Below are 21,502 nucleotides of genomic sequence, written 5' to 3'. Positions count from 1 at the left end.
TATATTCATAGACTCTTTATTTTTTCAACCGTCTCGAAAAATACTATGGGCAACTTTATTATTTACATGCTTAATATATTATTTTGTGGTTATGTACTGGCTACATGCCTCATTTCTTTGGTTAGTTTTGATAACTGGGAGGACCGTACAATCGCAATAACAATCATATTAGGAAGTGCACAGCTTATTGCGACATTACTTAATCGAGTATTGCCTCATAAGTTACATATTTTAGGGGGGATAGCTGAACTGGCAGAAGGTGCGCTATTAGTGATTGGAGCAATTGTGTGTCTGCATGTGTTAGAACCCTGGCCGATGAAGATTATTGGGATGTTTGCGTGGGTTATTTTTATGATGTTTAGGCCATCATTGACGAAAAGAGATTAGTAATGATAATCCCTGCCCGCGCATACGAAACGCTGGCGGGCAAGTTTATATAAAGTTATGCAGCAGTGCCAGAGGTTGGGCGTTCATTCCACGCATCGTGCGCTAACAAGTTACCGTCCTTGTACAAATGGGTAATCTTCTCATAATTAAACGCCACCTCCTCCATATGCCCCGTCCCCGGACAGCCTCGGGTGTCGTACATGACTGGACTCACAGAAATGACCTTAACGTTCTCGAGTGTGATTCGGTAATACTCCTCCTCCTGCCCGGAATAGTTAATATGGTAAAACCTGAATTCTGCCGTTTTAAGGGTCTGACCCGTTGCTGCCGCTTTGAACAGATAGGGCGAAGAGCTATCCAATTCCTTGGTAAACTGAAACGGCGAATGTTGGCGAGTGCCAGTGACCTTTCCCGTTGCCGAGTCGGTTGGCAGGCTGAGGTTATGTTGTAATCCTCTTAGCTCAATACTTCGTTCCCTTTGTGCAACATCACAAGAACCACAAATCATTGTGCCACCGTCATTGGTTAAAAAGAGATGTACAGGTACGGCCATTCTATTGCTCCTTGCGTTTTAGTCGTATAACCATTTGCCCGCTTTTGCGGATTCGATAAGCATTCCGATAGTGAAATCTGGAACCATCACCACCGGGAATTTTTTGAATGGATTCCATGAAAAAGGCTCATCAGGATAGTAGGTGTTTATGTTAAAATTCCCTCTATCAACATCAAATTCTTTAAAAAACTCTTCCATTAAATCTTCTGCTTCAGTGACATCAAGCTGCATGTCAGTATCCAAATCAGTTTTTGCATTCAGTAATTTCTGCTTCGCTTCGTTATTCATCAGATAAACGCCGTTATAGCGTCTGGCTAAGGCGTAGATGCGCTGCTCAATACTCTCTACCATAGTTTGTCGCTGCCCCGTGCGATTCGATTATAATCACGTATTGCAGCATAGGTGATTAGTGATACATCAGCGACTAATATCACCATACCAACTAATGGAATCGTTCTTCCGATAAACGTACTGATTTGTGAAACCATCCTACAGCGTACAGTCCATGGCGTGTAGCCGCCAATCCAAGTCGGGAGTTTGATGCCATACGGGAACTTTGCTTGTTTAAAATAACGCCTCATGGCTTTCGAGGCTCGAGACGTTCCTTCCTTCGCTCCCGCGGGTTTCTTTCTGGTCTTCTGATTATTAGCACCGCTGTATAGCGCAGCAATTCCAGCGACGTCGTCAATACCAAAATGATCGGCAATGGATTCGCAGTAAATCATAAAGAAAAGGCCACCAGCGGTAAGATTTGTTCTGCCAGCATAAAAATACGTTCCATTTAGTTCTTCGGTTGTGTCCATAGTTCATTCCATTGAGTTGCTCTAAGAAGAATCATAAATGTTCGACAATAACTAAATTGAGATCTCCAGCATACTTCTGTAAAACCTTCTAATATAATCAAAATGATCAAAACACAGCTATAGCATTCAGTTCTATTATATTATTGAAAAAATAGACTACGCCTTCCACTAATTTAAACACCCTCGATTTAGGATCAAGGGTGTTCCAATACGTTATTATTTTGCCTGGCCTATATTGCGCTTAACTAACGGGATATCTCCGGTATCATTCAGCGCTCCCGGAAACGTTTTTAACCACTGAGCGACTTTCTGCTTATTTATATTCACCACACTCATACCTTCCAGGCATCCCCATAATTCTCTTGTATGCTGCGGCGTAATCACAATGCAGTCTTTCATGGCGCGGATTTTCACCGGCATACCGTTGATAAAGCCTGCACGGGTTAGCCACTCGCCGCCCAGGAGAAGATATTTCATGTCTATGCGGGCATACAATTCACAGCAGGCGGCACTGTCCTGAGGCGTTTCCGCGCGGGGATGGACGGGCGCTACGTTGGTCTGGTTACCGTGAAGACGGCGGGCGCTGTTTTTGCGTACCAGCTCGCGGTTTTCAATCATGCCGGTGAAAGCGTCTGATTCTGTTTTGCAAACAGTAAACTCTGGCTTAAAATTCGTCGCAGCCATTTTCAACTCCTGTCTAGTTGGTTGTGGTTAGCGGTATGGGGGTGTTGCAGCACCTTCATATCGCGAATCCCTCGTTAAATATTCTTTGATACTTCATTTGCCGTTCGGCGTACTTTCTGGTGCTCATTATACAGGGCTGAATATAAATACAGCGGTTTGGTGTGGGGTTAATTTGGAATTTGCGAGGGGGATTCAGGAAATAGGGTTTTAATTCGAGAGATGACAACGCTTCGGCTAGAAATCACTTCAACTCACCTCCTCCAGATATCTGTTCGTTCGCAAACCTGGCGCTAATGCCGCATCGGTTGCCTCCACACCTTTCTCACATATCTCTCAAAAATTCATCAAACCTATAGATTAACGATTTACATCACTCTGATTTTGTTATGTGATCCTGTTACAGGCTTTAGTAACGCCCTGCCCAGCCAACCGTAACAGGACTTCATCGATGGAATTTTATCAGGCCGATCCGACGCTTGAGAACTACTGGCGTGGTGTGATCCTCTTTGGAAGGAACGTCGCATCTTACAAATTTGCGCTGGCGTCAGCGTTGTATGAAGTGGATAAGACGGGCAGCGATTTGATAACGCTAGACCAGCTTGCTGTGCCGTTCAGCCGTTATCTTTGCGAGCACCTGAAGCACGCGCCAAAACAGATCACCTCCCGCAGCAGCCAATTTCTGGAAACCTGCCTGAAGTTCAACCGAGGGGAAATCACCCATGCCCAACTCATTGAAGCGACGGTGCGCCTTGGCTTTAACAACGTGATCGATGCCTTTCACTACGTAAACCAGGGCGAGATCGATAAACGTTTTTTCCTCGATGAGCGCAAAACCAACAACGGGATCCGCCTGACGGATAACTTCTTTTTACTGGGCGAACGCCTGCAGTATAAAAACCTCGCCTTTGAAACAAATGCCCGCTGGAACCTGGTAGAACAGGCCTGGTCGATGGGGATTTCACGTAACCTTGTGGGCGTGGAGTTCGACGAAGATAATCAGCTGTTGTTCACGAAGGTGAACGCGCGTCGCGTAGACATCACCAGCTGCCGCGACAGCCTTAATGGTTACCAGAAAGGACGATGCTTTTACTGCTTCAAACCCATCAGCCTAGTACCGGGAGATGCAGAACTGGCGGACGTCGACCACTTTATTCCCTGGGCTGCCCGCCATGAAGTGAGCAATATTAACGGCGTATGGAACTTAGTGCTGGCCTGTCGATGTTGTAACCGTGGCGTCGAAGGTAAATATGCACGCATTCCCGACCTCAGGCTCCTGCAACGGTTACACACCCGCAATGAGTATTTTATTCAGAGCAAACTGCCGTTGCATGAGACGATTGTTCTACAGACAGGGCAACGTCCTGAAGCACGGAAGAGCTTTCTTCAGCGTAACTGGCAGGCCGCGCTGGACAAACTTATCCATACCTGGAAACCCAACGCGGAAGGAGAGGCTACGTTTTAATGACACTTCACTACTATCAGAACCACGCGCAGGATTTCTTCGATGGCACGGTCAATGTCGATATGACCCCGCTATACGTGGCCTTCACCCAACATCTGCCTCACGGTGCCCGGGTTCTTGATGCGGGCTGCGGTTCAGGCCGGGACGCAAAAGCCTTTCATGAGATGGGTTATCTGGTGGATGCTTTTGATGCCTCTTCCGCGATGGTGGAGCTGGCAAAGCAACATACCGGGCTACCCGTGCAGCTGATGACGTTTTCAGAGATCGACGGTAAAGCGCAGTACGATGGGATCTGGTGTTGTGCATCTTTGCTGCATGTCCCCTCTTCTGAGTTGCCTGCGGTGATGCAGAAGCTTGCGGATGCGCTTAAGCCTGGCGGCGTCTGGTATGTGTCCTTTAAGTATGGCAACGGTGAGCGTGTGCAGGGTGAAAGACGGTTTACGGATCTGGATGAAGAGGGGTTGCGGGAGTTGCTGAAGGCGGTTCCGGGGATGGAAATAGCATCGCTGTGGGCGACTCAGGATAACCGCCCGGACAGGGATGAGACATGGCTGAATGGGGTAATACGAAAAAACGCCGCTTGAGCATCAGGCGGTGCTAATCGACACGGAGTAAATTAACTCAGTAATTCATCACTTTGGTCAGCTCAACTTCACCCGTGGCGGCATTGAAGTACAGATAGAAAATATCCCCTTTGACCTGATCGGGTTTAGACCAGATCTCCTTTTCCCCCAGGCGACGCTTTTCCTTTGTGTATCCCAGCGTTTCGAGATACGCGCGCAACGGTGACGCACCGGTAGCCCCTTTAAAGAAGATGCTATTTGAAGGGGCATAACCATCGCCGGGATGCGCCTCGAAATAGTAGTCGTCCGTTACACGCGGGGCGTTTTCAATATCCTTGTCAGTCAGCGTGTGGTAGTAGAAAAAGTCATTTTCGGTGTAAACCGTCGTTTCATCAGAACTTGATGCCACGAGCCAGACAAACAGCCATCCGAGGATAAAGACGGTGACAACCGAGAGTGTGCACCACTTCAGGACTTTTAAAAGGATTGTCATAGCTTAGCCCCCATGAATGAGAGCGATGTCCCATCGTTTGTAATGACCTTCACCACTCCGGATGCAAAATCATCCCACGGCCTGAGCCATGTCATAAAATGCGGAAGATTGACCGTATACGGCTGGTGCCGCACACACTGATCCTCAGGATCAGGAAAGAGAATCGGGCGAAAGCCATGGTTTTTATGGGAACCGATAGCGCCGTAGTAATCCCAGCGGCGAACGGCTGATTCATAGCTCACGGGTTTGAGACGGTAGCCGTACCGGCCAGGAATGATTGCCCGATAGAACCCGAACAGGTCGGAGACCAAATCCTCACCGCTAAAGCCGCTGTCCGTATACCACGAGAATGATTGCAGGCTTTGCAGACCTTCGAATCTGGATGCGGTGTTCATCATCATCGCCAGCATGATTCTGTTAATGTCTTCGGTACTCCGGCCACGCTTAATTTCCCAATGAGAGAACTTCCCGACGCCGAGCCGTGATTTGAATTTTAAGACGCCCATATCTTGCCGATACATGACGGAATAAGATGGCTTACCGCTACGCTCTCCTTCAACGAATTGACGTTTGAGCGTCGCCACGTCATTGCCACGGGCATGTCCCATATCAAGCCAGCCCAACGCCTCGGTGTAGACGATCCCTCTGTCGAGAACGTCAAAGAGTGCCCCATCCTTAATCTCTCTTCTGGTGCTCATGCTTAATCTCTCTTCTGGTGCTCATGCTTACATCTCCATATGTAGTCTAACTGGCTATGTTATAGACGATTTTTTTGGCAGTCCAGACAAGTGTTAGAGAATGAATCGACCGAGGTGCAGTATGAGCATCGAGTGTTTTCGTGTAGTGGCACACTAAATTTGGCCACCTGAATAGAGGTGATATCATCGCCTCATAGCAAAAAACAGGTGACATTTCGACCGGACGTAACATTACCTCGACGGTCTTAACCTGCTCGTCTTCGTCCTCGAAAAACGACTGCACGATCTCTTCATCCAACCTGTCCCGATCGACATCCATCCACTGACTAAATGACTCTTCATCTTTGCGCTCAAATGCCCCTTTTCCAGACTCGGCATCAGCTAAGGTATTACGCCAGTATGAAGTGAATCCTTGAGTATTGCTGTCCATTCCCCATCCTGTGACTTAAATAAGACAATTGATTTTGTTGATGTTGACATAGTTCATGGTTGAAAATTGTGCATTAAGCGAGTAAGAGCGCAACGATTTGTTTGTACAGAAGAAACGATTATTATATGGTCTTATAGGGCAGAGCACATTGCTACCGTCATAGAGTTAAAGATGATTTGGTCGAGACTGTAATGGACCAGACTAAGGGAAGCAGAATTTTAAAAATGACTGTTATAGAGAATTAAAAAAGTGGAACTATAGAAATGCAAATCATGTTACCCAAAAATACCTTATATGATAGAGAGCAAAATATCTTTTTTGAAAAGATAACTGCTTTAATTGGCGAAAATGGCGCTGGCAAATCTTCAGTTTTACAATCTGTATTTATTAATTGTTTAACGAAAAAACACCTACCAGAAACAAAAGTTGTTTGTTTTTCCTCTGGGCAAAACGAGAAATACTCAACGTATTTCTCTGATTATCTTTCTCATGAAAGACAAGCTAATCGAGGACTTAATTTAGATTGCTGTTATTATGATAAATCATGGTCAAAGTTACTAATATTCATATCCACAATTTGTAAATCAAATGGTCTTGTCAGAAGTTTTTTATGTGAGAAAGGCTATATTGATGCATCAGATGATAAAAGTGATGATATATCAAGTAAGCTTACATTGACGGTCCGAGTAAATTCGGCTTACGTTAATCGAGTAAAAATGGCATTAGCACAAGAAGAGCAAGGCATTGAAAATACTTTAAGATATTCAGCTTATCATAGGACTTTAGAAAGTTTCATTAATAATATTGTTAATGCTGATTACGATTTCGAGTCTCCACTTGAAGCTCAAGAGATATTGCTAACTCATTCAAATTTTTTCAACCCATCATTTGAACAAGCAGAAGATTCATTTTTTGATCCTATCATAACATTTTTCACTCAAGCAGCAGATAATGATTACTTTATAATAAAACCATCATTACAGCTAGAATTTAAAAACAATATCGAACTGAATGATATAAGTGATGGGGAGTATCAGGTACTCTTTTTATACTCTCTGCTTGATATTTTTGATAGTCCTAACACTTTATTCCTATTAGATGAGATAGATTCCCATTTACATTACAAGAATATTGAGCTCTTATGGCATCGACTACATAGTATCAATGGTTATGCGATAACAACCACCCATCTATTAGACTCAATTACAGCCACTGATAATGATTTTAAAAACTTAAAGATTGTTGATAAAGGAAAAATAAAAGAAGACGATAAAATAAAAACTATAATAGAACGTTTATCTGTCTTAACAAGAATATCAGATGTTCAGTTCGAAGTGTGTCGTAAACTAGAAAACATTGTACTAATGGATGATTATAATGATTGGACTATTTTTTATGCTTTAGCAAAGAAAAAAGGACTTGATGTATCAAAGTTAGATTGCCTCCATGCAATAAAACAGTCCTCTGGTTACGATAATTTAAATCAAGATTTCGCAAAACCAAAATTAGAGTGGATTAATTCGCTTTTAAATACAAACCCTGAAAAAAAAGTCAAAAGAATATTTATGATCTGCGACAAAGACGAGGCTCCAATTACCTATCAAAAAGATGGGGTTCAAGTCAATGGAAGTGAATATTCAAAGCATATAACGAAGTTGGAAAATAAAAACAAAAATAAAATATACCTCCTTGCATGGAAAAGAAGAGAAATAAAAAACTACTTATTATCTTATACCGCATTGTCTCATCATGGATTTATCGAAAGAATAAACAATGGAGATCTTCCAGCTAATAGCTATTTAAAAGAAAATAATCCCGGAGACAATCCAGCAATTAGTCGGCTTAACGTAAAACCTTGTATCACAGAAATAATTGATTCTGAAGGTATAGGATTAGATATATCATAACTTTATTCATATATAGAACTTATACCACCCTCTGAAATTAGTGATGATATAGAGAATATGTACAATTTTTTGGTGGAGAAATTAAAATGAATGCCTCTTTATTTGAAGAAATGCTTACAACAATCAAGAAAAAGAGCTTGATAAGAAATACTGAACAAGCGGTAGAGTTAATTTCATTGTTTGTTTTTTTTCATTATATAAAATTATATCTGCATGAACATAATAAAACGGTTTTAGATATAAAAAACATATCAGGCAACAACATTAATGAAATTAAAATTCATTACAAGCAGTTATATGAAAACTTTATTTTATCGTTAGATATAAAAAATACAAACCATGACGTGCATGAAAAACTCATGAGCAAAATCGATTTTTTAATTGACAATATCAATGACCATGAAATAATTAAACATATAGATCATTCTCTTTCACATATACATTCACTCACAGAGTTCTATCAATATGCAAATTCTTACCAATCTTTAATTCTTAGAATGGTTAATGAATCTGGTCGATCTGGGGAATATGTTACTCCATCTGCTATAGTTCAGCTCATGGTTGAAATGTTATCACCTACAGATGGCAAATCAATCTACGACCCAGCATGTGGTACCGGAGGTTTATTAATAGAGTCAGCACGACATATTAATAGCAATAAATTGAGCAACAATTTAAATTACTCCCTTATTGGTAATGACACATCATCATTTGCCTGTTTAATCTCAATTGTTAATCTTTTAATCAATAAAGTGTTTAATTTTGAAATAATCCTAAAAGATAGCTTAGAACAAAATTATACAAATGAAAAATATGACTTTATTTTAACTAACCCACCATTTGGGAAAAAGAACGGATGGGATAACGTTCATATTAACACCCATTACAAAGGACCTAATTTAGACTATTACTTCCTGGAGCACGTTATTGATTCTCTCAATGTTAATGGCAAAGCAGCCATAATATTACCAGAGCGTTTTTTATATGATGTGAGTAAAGAATGCATTACACTTAAAGATAAAATTTTCAAAAATTATAATTTAGAATGTATTTTATCTATACCGTCAGGTGCATTATTACCCTACACTGCAGTAAAACTATGTATTCTTTTTATAAGTAATTCTGGCCCAACTGATAGAATATTTTTCTACAATTTAAATAATGGTGAAAAATACTCACGTACAAATACTATAAAATTCGATGATTTTATAGATTTTTTAGATTCTGGAAAAAAAAGAAGAATAACAGAGCACTCCTGGATTATAGATATGAGTGATACACCTTTATCTTATGACTTACTCTTAAAAGATAAAGAGCGAAACTCATATGAGTTCTTTAGTAATTCTATATCTAACATTGAACAGACAATACGTAATAATAAATTATTACTAGCCGAGTTTTCTTTATTAAGAGAAAAAATAGCAACACTAGAATCAACAATAAAAAATCATTCTCATGAATATGAATTTGAGAGAATTAAAGTTGGCAATGTTGCAAAAATAAAATCTGGAAATTTATTACAAAAAAATAAACTATTATCCTCAGGACCAATTCCTGTATATGGCGGAAATGGAGTTATTGGATATAATGATGAGGCAATGGAAAATGGTGAAAATATTATTATTGGTAAGGTCGGAGCTCTTTGTGGAAACGTTCGGTATGTTCAAGGTGATATTTGGGTGACAAATAACTCGTTAATTATTAAGAATGATTCACCAAATAAGATTTTAACACCCTACCTTGCAAAATTACTATCTACTTTAAACTTAAGAAGGCTCGCCGTTGGCACCGCTCAGCAATATTTAACCACAACACAAATAAAAAATGTAGAAGTTAGCATTCCATCTTTAACGACTCAACATAAATTAAATATGTGGCTTGATGAGTTAGATAATACGCTTGAACAATATAATGAGCTCATTGAAAAAATAATGAATGATAAGCAAGCACTTAAAGAAAATTTGTATAAAGGCCTTTTAATACAATAGTTCACAGTAGTAGGGTGTCTATAAAACACCCTGCTACTAGTTGCAAGTACATTGCAATATCTATACTTCCGAAGCTAATATTAATAATGCCCCTCAATGTACCCATACGCCTTCCTGAACAAATCTTTATCTTTCCCTAGTCCAAACTGGGCCAAGGTCAACAAAAGCGCCTTTTGGATTTCACGCGGGCCACTGTTGGAGTTTTGCCAGCCATCAAAGCGTGTAGCTTTGACGATTTTATCAATTTGCTCTACAACATCACCGATTAACTTAGGGGTAGTTTCCGGGCGTGTTTCTAGGAAAAGCTTGGTCAACGCCTGTTTATTATCAGCTTCAGTTACTGGGCGCTCGCCCGTTTCGCGCTCGGCTTGTACGGTATCTTTCGCAGCATCCAACAGGCCTTTCAACCAGTCGATGGCCTTGATAACACCAGCTTCATAGTCCTGACGCAGTTTTTCCAGACGCTCACCCAATGCCACAAATTTAGGATCATGGCTACCGCGTAAACGCCCCATAAGATCAATCTCCAGGCGTTTTGCGCGTTGTTCCTGTTCTTTAGCCGTCAGGGTAAAAATTGCGTGCTCATCCATGATCAACTCGTCAATATCATCGCGAATACGATTGATATCAGTATGCTCATGGATCATTTTGATGGTTTCAGGACCAAGCGCAGCCCAAACAAGCGCACCTGTCTGCCCCACCGGACGCACCGATTCATAAATTTGCGCCAGCCATTTATAGTCTTGACGATAAGGGGTCAAAAAAGGGTCTGGGTTGATAGCTGACCATAACTTGGATAACACTCCAAAGCTGGCAGCGAATTCATCACGTTTCTCGTTGGTCGGCAGGCATTCCTGCGCAGCCATAATACCTTCAAAACCTTCTATAGACCGATCCACACCAGGGAAGAATGACAGGCATTTATTCAGTTGTAACGGCAATAGCTCTTTAAATGCCTCGATTCCCTCTACAACCCCTTCAATTTCCTCAGGATTATAGGCCAGAGCGGTACGCAGATTTTCGAAAACGCCGAGGTAGTCGATAATTAATCCCATGTCCTTGCGTACATCATCGGTTTCATACAACCGGTTGGTTCGGCACATGGCCTGAAGAAGAGTATGATCGCGTAGAGGCTTATCGAGGTACATGCAGTAGCAAATTGGCGCATCAAAGCCCGTAAGCAGCTTGGCGGTAACGATGATAAGCTGTAACGGATGCACAGGATCTTTAAAGCATTCAATAAGACCCTTCTGTACCTGCTCTTCCGCATCGATGTGCTGCCAGCGTTCGAAATCGGCTTGTTTAACACGTAGCTCCAATTCGTCATGCCATTTGAGCCAGTCCTTGTTGAGCTTATCTTTTTTACCACCCTCTTCAGCTTTAACCGGAGCCTGGTCAACGTTCATAACCACTTCAACCGCATCAAAACCGAGCTTTTCACCGAGCAAATAATACATCTGCACACAGGCTTCGCGATCGTATACCACAACCATGCCTTTCATCTTTTTCGGCATAACATGGCTGGTAAAATGCTCAACAATGTCATTACTCACCGCAGCCATGCGTCTCGGAGATTTCAGCATGATGGCCAGCTTGCCGGCGCGTCTGGACAATGCTGCTTTTTCTTCTTCATCCAAGTTGTTTTCGGTAGCCAGTTGCTCGAATTCTTCGTTGATAGCATCACGATCCACTCGGAGTTCAGCCAACCGAGGTTCGAATTTCACCGGGTTAGTCGCGCCGTCACGGATCGACTGCTTATAGCTATAGCGGCTCATATAGCGGCCAGGATCTTCTTCGGCACCGAACAACTTAAATGTATTACGATCAATGCCAGAAATCGGAGTACCCGTCAGGCCATAGAAGTGGGCATTGGGCAACGCCCAGCGCATTTTCTCGCCTAATCCACCCTCCTGAGTCCGGTGAGCTTCGTCAACCAACACAATGATGTTGTCACGGTTGTTCAAGCCATTAGGGTTGCTATCGTCAATTTCGATATCTTTAAATTTAAAGATGGTGGTGATTAAAATGCCACGGCTGTCTTGCTCAATGTATTCGCCCAACTTTTTGCAGCTTTGCACTTTAATCAGATTCTTAACGTCGGCCCCACCAAAAGTTTCATTAATTTGGCTGTCCAGATCTCGCCGGTCCACAACGATAAGTACCGTCGGATTTTTTAACGCATTATCGGCACGCAGCATTTTGGCGGCGTAAAGCATCAACAAGGATTTACCCGACCCCTGGAAATGCCAAATAAGACCTTTTTTTGGATAGCCTCTACGAACACGCTCAACGATTTGTTTTGCTGCTTCAAATTGCGGGTAACGCGGCAGGATTTTAACGCGTTTAGGCGGAGTATTTTTGCCCGTTTTGACGGTTGAAAATAATGCGAAAGATTCCAGTAGCTGCAATAAGGTCTGTGGATTTAACAAACTCTCGCAGCTGTTGAGTACCGATGCTAATCCCGGCAGAATCTCATCACGAAGCTCAGTATTATGCCAGGGCCCCCAGTCTTTAACTCGGGCATTAATTGCACCATAGGCAAAAGTTTTACCTTCGCTGGCAAAGCACAACAGGTTAGGTACAAAGAAAGATTCAACATTTTTCCAATAGTACTTTTTGCCCCCCATGAAGTCGGCGGCGCCGTCTTGCCAGGTCACGCTAGGGCGCGTTGCGGTTTTAACTTCGCCCACTACCAACGGTATGCCGTTCACATACAGGACAATATCAAAATAGACTTCAGTGGCCGCGATATAGTGCACCTGCTGTGCCACCACAAAGTGGTTGTTCTCTATATTGTCAAAATCAATCAGATTGATGGTGATATGGTCGCCATTCTCGCCAAACGGCAAGGTTTTGTCGGCCATCAACCATTCCTGGAAGTTTTCGTTGGCCTTTACCAAGCCGGTATGGCGGGCTTCTAAAACCACTCCTCGCAGTTTGTAAATGACCTCATCGGCATAGTCAGGCTGTCTGCCGATATCAGGGTTTAACGAACAAAGCGCGTCTTTTAGCCACTCATCAACGAAGATATCCTGCGCTTGTTTAGGCAGGTTCTCACCGTGGCAGTAAGTCCACTTGACCCCGCTTAAACCTTTTAAACGGTCGATAATTCCATTTTCTGTGACGGTTTGTTCGTTAAACATTCAACTTTATCCTTCCAATGTTTCACATATGTATTGATTAATCAACTTCAATACACTCTGCTTGTAATTAGTCATTTGATCTTGCAAATAAAATAACTTAGAAAAGATATCAACTATTTCCTTTTGTACTTTCAGACTTGGTACTGGTACTGGAAAATACTCTATTTCACTTTGGCTTATTGTGGTCATCGTAGTTGTCTGACTCACGCATAAAAAATATTTTCTAGCCCAAGGAGAAAGAGAATATATATATAGATATTCAGGAAGTATTTTCTCTTTATTTAATTTTACTCTGATTAAGTGGCAGTCAAACGTAGCAGTATTATCTTCCTGCCTCACTAAAAACGGCCAACCAATACCTGATCTCACAAGTGATGAGCGGTTAAAGAGTACATCGCCGCTCTTTAAATTAAATTTTTTCAAATCTGAAAGACTGCAAGTAACATACTCTCGATTATCCGTAGTAGAGTAAGAATTTACATAGCCGTCGACGACATTAAGAAACAAACTTTTAACCTCTTGCTCTACATCTTTCTTAACGAATAATCCATTTTGAGGTTTACACACCAGTAGATTTTTTAATGGTACAACGTCCACATTTGCTTTAATTTTAATCGGATATTTAGAAAAATCATTCACTCCAAGTTTCGAGCAAAAGACTTCCTGATACATGCATCCTATAGTTTTATTTAGTTGAACAATTAGAGCATCTGATATTGCAGTAACTTTTTCTGCTTTCTTAAGCTCTTCCAGTAACTGCTCTTGTTTTACTTTTTCTGGGAATATAAATAGCTGACGTTCTAATACCTTCCATTTTATTGTAGGTGATAAAGAACCTTCTGAAATCGCTACTGCCCGATTCATAAATACATCAGACTGCATAAAAAAAGGCAAAAATTCTGGAATAACATTATTTTGATTAGCTTCCAGAACCATTGCGTGAGCTGAACAAATACAATCCCAATCAGCTACAGCAACCTTACGTTGATAAGCACGACGCTTGCCAAAAATAATCTGACCTTTTTTCACTAAAAGCTTCTGCCCTTCAACGTCGCTGGGTGTACCATGACGTTTGATTTTCAGGCTGTCAGGGTCTAAATGCTCCAAACCGACATAAATGTCAAGGTCTGTCTCGCTCGGTTCCACTCGTTTAGAGATATGTTTAGCGATATCGCCAAACTTCACCATTTGCCAGCCTTCAGGTAATTGCTGTTCTGTCATTTATTTCTCTACCTTGCTTTCAACGTTATATCCAAGCTCTGCAAGGCTTTGGAATAATTTATTAGTTTGTTTTTTTAGTTGAGTGCGACTTACTTTCCATGCCTCAATTGCATGTTCAATATTATATGCATCACCGTTACTTTGTGCTTGCACATACAGTGGAATCGACAGGTTATACAGATTCTCCTTAATAACGTCGATATCCACCAACGCAGTGATATTATTTTGCCTCTCAGGATTAAGATAAGCTTCATATAGCACCGATAAGTCATCATCAGATAAACGGCTATGGGCCCGTTCACGGGTAACATACTCAACCCCATTGATAAATAACACTTTGTTTTTGCGTTCAGCAGGCTTATTGCAATTAAGCACCACCACGCAAGATTCCATCGGCGAGTTGTAAAACAGATTTGGTCCCAAACCAATCACCGCTTCGATTATGTCGGATTCAATCACCTGTTTACGAATGGCTTGTTCAGAATCACGGAACAGAACACCATGTGGCCAAAGCATAGCAGCACGACCGGTATCGGGTTTTAAACTTTTGATAATGTGAGTGTAAAATGCATAATCAGCGCAACCCTGCGGTGGTACACCATAAAGATTACGACCATAAGGATCGGCTGCAAACTTGTCACGATTCCATTTTTTGATGGAGTACGGCGGGTTCGCAAAAATCACATCAAACTGTTTGAGACGATCATTTTCAATAAACTTTGGCTCAGCCAAGGTATCACCGCGCAGCACATCAAACTCTTCAATATCGTGCAGGAACATATTCATACGGGCGATTGCGGAAGTCAGCAGGTTCACTTCCTGACCATAAAGGTGCACAGAGCGCCACTCTTCACCTCTTGCACGGAGATCCATCACTGCATTTAGCAACATCCCGCCAGTGCCGCACGTCGGATCATAGGCGGTTTCACCCGGTTTTAATTCCATAATGCGCGTCATTAAATGCACGACTGTTCGGTTGGTGTAGAACTCTGCTGCCGTATGACCGGAATCATCAGCGAACTTTTTAATCAGGTATTCGTAGGCTTCGCCAAGATCATCCTGGGCGACAGATTTAATACCGAGCGGTATTTTACTGAAATGTTCAATCAGATCAGCCAGCAAATGATCGGGCAGGCGCTCTTTATTGGTCCACTGCGCATCACCGAAGACGCCATGTAAACGCGGATTATTGGCTTCAATTAGTCGAAGCGCATTCTGGATCGCTTCCCCAATATTTTTACTGGTATTGCGGACCTTTTCCCAACTGGCTTCAGCAGGAATGTTGAAACGGTGAAACATCGGCATGGCGGCGTATTCATCATCACCTTCATGGAGTTCCAGCGCTTCGTTATATTCTTCCAGATAGACATCTGACAAGCGTTTATAAAACAGCAAGGGAAAGACATACTGCTTGTAGTCTGATGCGTCAATTTGGCCACGAAGAAATTCGGCGGCTCCCCAGAGCAGCTCTTCCAGCTTTTTGTTACTCATAGTACTCATACCTCGAACCCCTCTTTGATAAGCAGGGCTTCCAGCTCCTCTTCTGCTTTTTCCAGTTCAGCCTGCTTCCGCTGAAAATCTTTGAGCGCTTCTTCCACAGTAATGGTTTCTTCTTCGAGTGGTTTTTGCACATAACGAGCAATATTAAGATTGAAGTCATTCTCTTCAATCTCCTTCAGAGGTACCCAGCGCGCAACGCCTTCGATTTCTTTTGCATCCGGCCCCTGTTGAGCAAGGCTATGGTAAATTTGGTATATGTCATCAGCCTGCTTGTTGGACAGCGTATTCTGCGCACGCCCCTTGGTATAGATTTCTTCAGCATTAATGATCAATACATGATCTTTATGCGTTGCCGGGCGTGATTTGCGCAGCACCAAAATACACGCAGGAATACCAGTGCCGTAGAACAAATTGGAAGCGACACCAATAATCGCCACAATGCGATTTTCTTGCAGCAATTTGGTTCGAATTACCCCCTCAGCGCCACCACGAAACAGCACACCATGAGGTAATACGACAGCCATACGCCCATTACCGTTAAGTGAAGCAAACATATGCTGCACCCAAGCAAAATCACCATTTGTTTTAGGCGCAAGACCGTATTGCTTTCGCCCATAGGGATCGTTCGACCACAGATCGTATCCCCATTCTTTCAAGCTAAATGGTGGGTTGGCAACAACGCAGTCGAAAGTTTCTAAACGATCGCTTTGCAAAAACTTAGGTTCACGTAGCGTATCCCCGCGAACAATATCGAAATCCTCCTGACCGTGCAGGAACAGGTTCATTCGCGCGATGGCTTCGGTGGTCAGGTTTTTTTCCTGACCTTTGATTTTTAGCAGACGCGGATCTCCACCGTTTTCTTTTACATGGTGAATAGTTTCGAGCAACATACCACCAGTACCACAGGCGGGATCGTAGACACTCTCACCAGCTTTTGGATCAAGAATGTTAACCATCAAGCGAACAATAGTACGTGGGGTGTAGAACTCACCGGCTTTCTTATTAGCTTTGTCTGCAAAACGTTTGATCAGATACTCGTATGCGCGCCCCATATCATCGTCACGGACACTTGAAACGCCAAGGTTCACCTTATTGAAGTGATTGAGTAACGTAGCCAGTAACTCATCAGAAAGGCGTTCTTTATTGGTCCAGCTGGCATCGCCAAAAATGCCATGCAGTTTAGGATTTGCCAGTTCTATTCCACGGAAGGAGTCTTTCAATGCCTGGCCGATGTCTTTGGTTTCAGCGAATACATCACGCCAGTGACAATTCTCTGGTATCTGAATACGGTGAAACATCTTCCCCTTGGCAAGCTCTGCATCCCCAACGCTCTCCATCGCATCGGCAAATTCTTCGTCATATACATCACAAACGCGCTTGAAAAACAGGATAGGGAAAATGTACGTTTTGTAATCTGACGCATCAATAGGCCCAGTGATGATATGGGCTGCATGCCAAAGATGGGCCTCGAGATCTTTTAGGTTAATCAGTGTCATTGTTTTCTCTTTTCGATTCTGCGACGCCGGAGCCTTGTACAACAAAACATCTATGCTGTAGTTGAAAAGCAAACTTTTACTTCAGCCTTCGTCGTTAGACTTTTGGAAGCATAGTGTTATGGAGTTAACATCTCAGCCGGTAGGCTAGTATCGTAAGAATTATTACGCCTATAAACCAGCCTTTTTAACATCAGGCGTGATTAGTGTCGTTATGCATGATTATAATTATAACTTCATCATGACAGCGCCAGCATCGTGATTGGGAATAGCGTTTTTCAAGAATTTCAGAAACAAAAAAAGCCGCCCTTAAGCGACTTTGATTTGCATCTTTTGGTGCCGAAGGCCGGACTCGAACCGGCACGTATTTCTACGGTTGATTTTGAATCAACTGCGTCTACCGATTTCGCCACTTCGGCACTGAAGGGGATGCGGAAACGTTGTGGATTATACCTGTCGCGCGCCGCCATGCAAGCGACGACGCGCGAAACCCGCGCTAAGTGCCCAAAAAACCAGCGCCCTTCGTCACTCCAGCTCAGATACCGCAAGCCGAATCACCCCTGCCGCCTTCTGCTCCGGCAGCGCCAGCACCTTGGCCCACATCTCCTGCACCATATCGCAGGAGAGCTTCTCTTTGCCCACCGCCTTCTCCGGCATCTGCAGCAGCTGGATGTCCTCGCCGTACTGATCGGCAAGTTGCTTCATAATCGGTCGGACATCCTCGACAGCCGCCTCGCGTTCGGCAGGCGTCACGGTGTGGCGGTTTTTGCCGTAGGCCGCGCGCATCATGTCCGCATCGGCCTGCATGCGCCGCGCCATCAGGTCTTTATCCAGCATGCGCATCGGGTTGATGCCGCCCTTCACCATCGGGTAGAGGAAGCGGAAGCAGGCGTCGTCGCTCACCTTCTGGATGGCGGCGGTCTGCTCCATATTGATGGTCATGTAGTTCACCACGTTGGCGTCCGGGGCGTTCTGCAGGCGCGTCATCTGCAGATGCAGGATCTGCGGCTGGATGGTGTCGATAATCTGCTGCTCCGGCTCGCCCGCTTTTTGCAGGGCGGCCATCTGGTCGAGGATGCGCTGATGCAGCGCGGGCTCCTGCTCCTTAATCACCTGCCAGGCGGGCATCGCGTTGAGGGCGTTATCCATCTGCCTTTCCGGGGCGCGCTGCCTGTCGAAAAACACCCAGAACGCCACGGCGGCAGCCGCAATGACGACAATCACAATACGGGTCCACTTTTTATTCATCTCGCATCCTTATCCTTGAGTTATGCCGGTTTACACCGGCACGCCGCTGTGGAAGCGAAACTCGTGGTCCGGTGTCGAGATAAGTGTGGCTTCAATTTCGCCAAAAAGCTGTATGCGGGGTGAGATATCGTCGTCGCTCACCTGCTGAGCCAGCGTCAGGTAGTCCTGATAGTGGCGCGCTTCCGAGCGCAGCAACGAGAGATAGAACTTCTGCAGGTCGTCGTCGAGAAACGGGGCCAGCGCGGCGAAGCGTTCGCAGGAGCGGGCTTCGATGTAGGCGCCGCAAATGAGCTTGTCGATAAGCGTCAGCGGCTCGTGGGTGCGCACTTCCTTCAGCATCCCTTTGGCATAGCGGCTGGCGGTGATTTTGACGTACGGAATGTCGCGGACCAGCATCGCCTCGCGCACCTGCCAGAAGTGGTGCAGCTCCTCTTTAATCAGCAGCACCATGCTGTCGATGAGCGCCTGTCCCCACGGGTCGTCGGTTTTGGGCATCACGCTTTTGCCAATCTGCCTGTGCAGGGCGATGAAGTCCGGCTCCGGGCCGTCGCGGAAGGTGAACTGTTCGTAGGGCTTGAGCCAGTCGAGCAGCGCATCGGCACCGCTTTCGTCGGCGACGTATTTACGCACGAGTAATAGCGCAGTCTGGGCGGCCTTGAGCTCGCACACCATGTGGTCGGTGAGCAGCAACGGCAGGTTCGCCGGGTCGCGGGCTTTATCAATCCATGCTTGCGGGGTCGGGCACTGGAGGAAGTTGAGTACGGGGGCGAGTATCTGCGGGTAATCCATGGTTCTGCCTTGAAAAAGCGGTGGCGCGTGCCACCGCCTGAAACGCTTAGTGACGCACGCCGTCGTCGTCTTCGTCGACGTAATCTTCGTCGTCGCCTTCTTCGCCGTCTTCACCGTTCGGATCTTCGAAGTAGGTTCCCCAGCCGTCGTATTCCACTTCAAACTTCTCGGCCAGGTTCATCAGCTGTTCTACCTGCGCGTCAATCAGCTCCGCCTTCAGCGCGCCTTCGCTCAGGATGTCGCAGCAGATGACGGTGTCGCCCTCTTCCACTTCCAGCTCTTCCGGCTCGGTCACTTCGTAACCCAGCTTGAAGGCTTCTACGGCCATTTTTTCCAGCGCTTCAAAGTCGTCCGCAGAGAAATGGTGTTCGATGGTGTACAGCGCGTCCGGATCGCTACCGTCTTCCAGCAGTTCTTCAATAATCAGACGCGTCTCTTCGCGTTGCTCTTCCAGTAATTCCGGGTTTGCCATGGGTCAATCCTCTTTAAAGTGCGGCAGATACTTCTATTTTCACACACGGACGGGTTTGCCTCCACCTTTGTTGGAAAGATTTGTGAAACGGGGTTGCAAATGAATAATTACACATATAAAGTGAATTTTAATTCAATAATTGGCGTTCGCCATGCGAGGATAAAATGTCTGATCTGTACAAGAAACACTTTCTGAAATTGCTCGACTTTACCCCTGCACAGTTCACTTCTCTGCTGACTCTTGCCGCACAGCTCAAAGCCGATAAAAAAAATGGCAAGGAAGTACAAAAGCTTACTGGCAAAAACATCGCGCTCATCTTCGAAAAAGACTCAACCCGTACACGTTGCTCTTTCGAAGTTGCCGCATTTGATCAGGGCGCGCGCGTTACCTATTTAGGGCCGAGCGGCAGCCAGATTGGGCATAAAGAGTCAATTAAGGATACCGCACGCGTGCTCGGGCGGATGTACGATGGCATTCAGTATCGCGGCCACGGCCAGGAAGTGGTCGAAACGCTGGCGCAGTACGCGGGCGTGCCGGTGTGGAACGGGCTGACCAACGAGTTCCACCCGACGCAGCTGCTGGCGGATCTGCTGACCATGCAGGAGCACCTGCCGGGCAAGGCGTTTAACGAGATGACGCTGGTCTACGCGGGCGACGCGCGCAACAACATGGGCAACTCGATGCTGGAAGCGGCGGCGCTGACCGGGCTGGATCTACGCCTGGTGGCCCCGAAAGCCTGCTGGCCGGAAGAGAGCCTGGTGGCGGAGTGCAGTGCGCTAGCGGAAAAGCACGGCGGGAAAATCACCCTGACGGAAGACGTGGCGGCGGGCGTGAAAGGCGCGGACTTTATCTATACCGACGTCTGGGTGTCGATGGGCGAAGCCAAGGAGAAGTGGGCGGAGCGGATAGCGCTGCTGCGCGGGTATCAGGTGAACGCGCAGATGATGGCGCTCACCGGCAACCCGAACGTGAAGTTCCTGCACTGTCTGCCGGCGTTCCATGACGACCAGACTACGCTCGGCAAGCAGATGGCGAAGGAGTTCGATCTGCACGGCGGGATGGAAGTGACGGACGAGGTGTTTGAGTCGGCGGCGAGCATCGTCTTCGACCAGGCGGAAAACCGGATGCATACGATTAAGGCGGTGATGGTGGCGACGCTTGGGGAGTGATTGACTCCTCTGCGGTCTGGTGCCCTCACCCCGGCCCTCTCCCACGGGGAGAGGGAGAACACCCAGCCCGTAGGCCCGTGCGAGCGCAGCGCCGCCGGGCGAATCAGGCGACGATGCGGCCTGATGCCCTCACCCTGTCCCTCTCCCACAGGGAGAGGGAGAAAACACAACCCGTAGGCCCGTGCAAGCGCAGCGCCGCCGGGCGAATCAGGCGGCGATGCGGCCTGATGCCCTCACCCCGTCCCTCTCCCACAGGGAGAGGGAGAACACCCAGCCCGTAGGCCCGTGCAAGCGCAGCGCCGCCGGGCGAATCAGGCGACGATGCGGCCTGATGCCCTCACCCCGTCCCTCTCCCACAGGGAGAGGGAGAAAACACAACCCGTAGGCCCGTGCAAGCGTAGCGCCGCCGGGCGAATCAGGCAACGATGCGGCCTTATGCCCTCACCCCTGCCCTCTCCCACGGGGAGAGGGAGCAAACCGGCGCCATTTCATTGATTTT

Annotated in this window: 20 protein-coding genes, 1 tRNA gene and 1 pseudogene; 7 read left to right on the top strand and 15 right to left on the bottom strand. The window is 45.5% G+C overall.

Annotation, left to right across the window (positions count from 1 at the left end; translation table 11 throughout):
- The first annotated feature begins 45 nt into the window (after positions 1–45).
- The gene (locus ACQG0S_RS02750; RefSeq protein ID WP_048965580.1) at positions 46–387 is read left to right on the top strand and encodes a hypothetical protein; all 342 of its coding nucleotides are present in this window, start codon (positions 46–48) and stop codon (positions 385–387) included.
- 55 nt (positions 388–442) lie between these two features.
- On the opposite strand, the gene ACQG0S_RS02745 is transcribed toward ACQG0S_RS02750, so the two are convergent.
- The 4 genes from ACQG0S_RS02745 to ACQG0S_RS02730 all read right to left on the bottom strand — a co-directional run bounded on the left by ACQG0S_RS02745 (position 443) and on the right by ACQG0S_RS02730 (position 2,427).
- A complete protein-coding gene (locus ACQG0S_RS02745; protein ID WP_048965581.1) occupies positions 443–940 on the bottom strand; it encodes an Hcp family type VI secretion system effector in 498 nt (165 codons plus the stop codon).
- A gap of 18 nt (positions 941–958) precedes the next feature.
- Complete coding sequence (locus ACQG0S_RS02740; protein WP_048965583.1) at positions 959–1,291, bottom strand: DUF1493 family protein; 333 nt, start codon at positions 1,289–1,291, stop codon at positions 959–961.
- Entirely contained in the window at positions 1,285–1,743 is a 459-nt protein-coding gene (locus ACQG0S_RS02735; protein WP_048965584.1) for an STM2901 family protein, read from the bottom strand. Before ACQG0S_RS02735 ends, ACQG0S_RS02740 begins: the two co-directional genes overlap by 7 nt.
- A 216-nt stretch (positions 1,744–1,959) precedes the next feature.
- Positions 1,960–2,427, bottom strand: a complete 468-nt coding sequence (locus ACQG0S_RS02730) for a SymE family type I addiction module toxin (RefSeq protein ID WP_074142845.1) — start codon at positions 2,425–2,427, stop codon at positions 1,960–1,962.
- A gap of 448 nt (positions 2,428–2,875) precedes the next feature.
- On the opposite strand from ACQG0S_RS02730, the gene ACQG0S_RS02725 reads away from it, so the two are divergent.
- Positions 2,876–3,889, top strand: coding sequence for an HNH endonuclease domain-containing protein (locus ACQG0S_RS02725; protein ID WP_048965585.1), 1,014 nt, complete (start codon positions 2,876–2,878; stop codon positions 3,887–3,889).
- Complete coding sequence (locus ACQG0S_RS02720) at positions 3,889–4,473, top strand: class I SAM-dependent methyltransferase (protein WP_048965586.1); 585 nt, start codon at positions 3,889–3,891, stop codon at positions 4,471–4,473. The genes ACQG0S_RS02725 and ACQG0S_RS02720 overlap by 1 nt, the downstream gene beginning before the upstream one ends.
- A gap of 37 nt (positions 4,474–4,510) precedes the next feature.
- On the opposite strand, the gene ACQG0S_RS02715 is transcribed toward ACQG0S_RS02720, so the two are convergent.
- The 3 genes and pseudogenes from ACQG0S_RS02715 to ACQG0S_RS02705 form a co-directional block, all read right to left on the bottom strand.
- Positions 4,511–4,945, bottom strand: a complete 435-nt coding sequence (locus ACQG0S_RS02715) for a hypothetical protein (RefSeq protein ID WP_048965587.1) — start codon at positions 4,943–4,945, stop codon at positions 4,511–4,513.
- Positions 4,942–5,643 carry a hypothetical protein gene (locus ACQG0S_RS02710; protein ID WP_063138015.1) on the bottom strand — a complete coding sequence of 234 codons (702 nt, stop codon included), beginning with the start codon at positions 5,641–5,643 and terminating at the stop codon, positions 4,942–4,944. The genes ACQG0S_RS02715 and ACQG0S_RS02710 overlap by 4 nt, the downstream gene beginning before the upstream one ends.
- Positions 5,644–5,863: 220 nt before the next feature.
- Positions 5,864–6,073 (bottom strand): annotated as a pseudogene (locus ACQG0S_RS02705) (hypothetical protein); the annotation flags it as partial.
- A 263-nt stretch (positions 6,074–6,336) separates the two neighbouring features.
- Here ACQG0S_RS02705 and ACQG0S_RS02700 point away from each other — a divergent pair.
- Together ACQG0S_RS02700 and ACQG0S_RS02695 are read left to right on the top strand one after the other, a co-directional pair.
- Positions 6,337–7,980, top strand: coding sequence for an AAA family ATPase (locus ACQG0S_RS02700; protein ID WP_426749991.1), 1,644 nt, complete (start codon positions 6,337–6,339; stop codon positions 7,978–7,980).
- A gap of 86 nt (positions 7,981–8,066) precedes the next feature.
- Complete coding sequence (locus ACQG0S_RS02695; RefSeq protein ID WP_426749989.1) at positions 8,067–9,968, top strand: N-6 DNA methylase; 1,902 nt, start codon at positions 8,067–8,069, stop codon at positions 9,966–9,968.
- An 80-nt stretch (positions 9,969–10,048) separates the two neighbouring features.
- Here ACQG0S_RS02695 and ACQG0S_RS02690 read toward each other — a convergent pair whose 3' ends face one another.
- From ACQG0S_RS02690 to rraB, 8 genes are all read right to left on the bottom strand, one after another.
- Positions 10,049–13,111: a type I restriction endonuclease subunit R gene (locus tag ACQG0S_RS02690; protein WP_048966657.1), complete on the bottom strand. Its 3,063-nt coding sequence runs from the start codon at positions 13,109–13,111 to the stop codon at positions 10,049–10,051.
- Between the two features lie 6 nt (positions 13,112–13,117).
- Positions 13,118–14,332: a restriction endonuclease subunit S gene (locus ACQG0S_RS02685; RefSeq protein ID WP_048966658.1), complete on the bottom strand. Its 1,215-nt coding sequence runs from the start codon at positions 14,330–14,332 to the stop codon at positions 13,118–13,120.
- Complete coding sequence (locus tag ACQG0S_RS02680) at positions 14,333–15,823, bottom strand: type I restriction-modification system subunit M (RefSeq protein WP_202815650.1); 1,491 nt, start codon at positions 15,821–15,823, stop codon at positions 14,333–14,335.
- Between the two features lie 5 nt (positions 15,824–15,828).
- On the bottom strand, positions 15,829–17,328 hold the full coding sequence (locus tag ACQG0S_RS02675; RefSeq protein ID WP_048966660.1) for a type I restriction-modification system subunit M: 1,500 nt from the start codon (positions 17,326–17,328) through the stop codon (positions 15,829–15,831).
- A 331-nt stretch (positions 17,329–17,659) separates the two neighbouring features.
- Positions 17,660–17,744, bottom strand: a tRNA-Leu gene (locus tag ACQG0S_RS02670).
- Positions 17,745–17,850: 106 nt separating this feature from the next.
- Positions 17,851–18,573 (bottom strand): hypothetical protein, encoded by a 723-nt coding sequence (locus ACQG0S_RS02665; RefSeq protein ID WP_048966661.1) that lies wholly within the window; start codon positions 18,571–18,573, stop codon positions 17,851–17,853.
- Positions 18,574–18,603: 30 nt separating this feature from the next.
- A complete protein-coding gene (miaE, locus tag ACQG0S_RS02660) occupies positions 18,604–19,362 on the bottom strand; it encodes a tRNA isopentenyl-2-thiomethyl-A-37 hydroxylase MiaE (protein ID WP_048966662.1) in 759 nt (252 codons plus the stop codon).
- A gap of 46 nt (positions 19,363–19,408) precedes the next feature.
- Positions 19,409–19,834 (bottom strand): ribonuclease E inhibitor RraB, encoded by a 426-nt coding sequence (gene rraB, locus ACQG0S_RS02655; protein ID WP_017694625.1) that lies wholly within the window; start codon positions 19,832–19,834, stop codon positions 19,409–19,411.
- Positions 19,835–19,933: 99 nt separating this feature from the next.
- On the opposite strand from rraB, the gene argL reads away from it, so the two are divergent.
- A complete protein-coding gene (gene argL, locus ACQG0S_RS02650) occupies positions 19,934–20,029 on the top strand; it encodes a putative translational regulatory protein ArgL (protein ID WP_213014385.1) in 96 nt (31 codons plus the stop codon).
- Positions 19,999–21,003: an ornithine carbamoyltransferase gene (gene argF / locus ACQG0S_RS02645; protein WP_023299201.1), complete on the top strand. Its 1,005-nt coding sequence runs from the start codon at positions 19,999–20,001 to the stop codon at positions 21,001–21,003. Before argL ends, argF begins: the two co-directional genes overlap by 31 nt.
- Positions 21,004–21,502: the final 499 nt, after the last annotated feature.

The organism is Enterobacter cloacae complex sp. 418I7, from assembly GCF_050030705.1.
Taxonomy (GTDB): Bacteria; Pseudomonadota; Gammaproteobacteria; order Enterobacterales; family Enterobacteriaceae; genus Enterobacter; species Enterobacter intestinihominis.
This window is presented reverse-complemented; position numbering and strand designations above follow the sequence as displayed.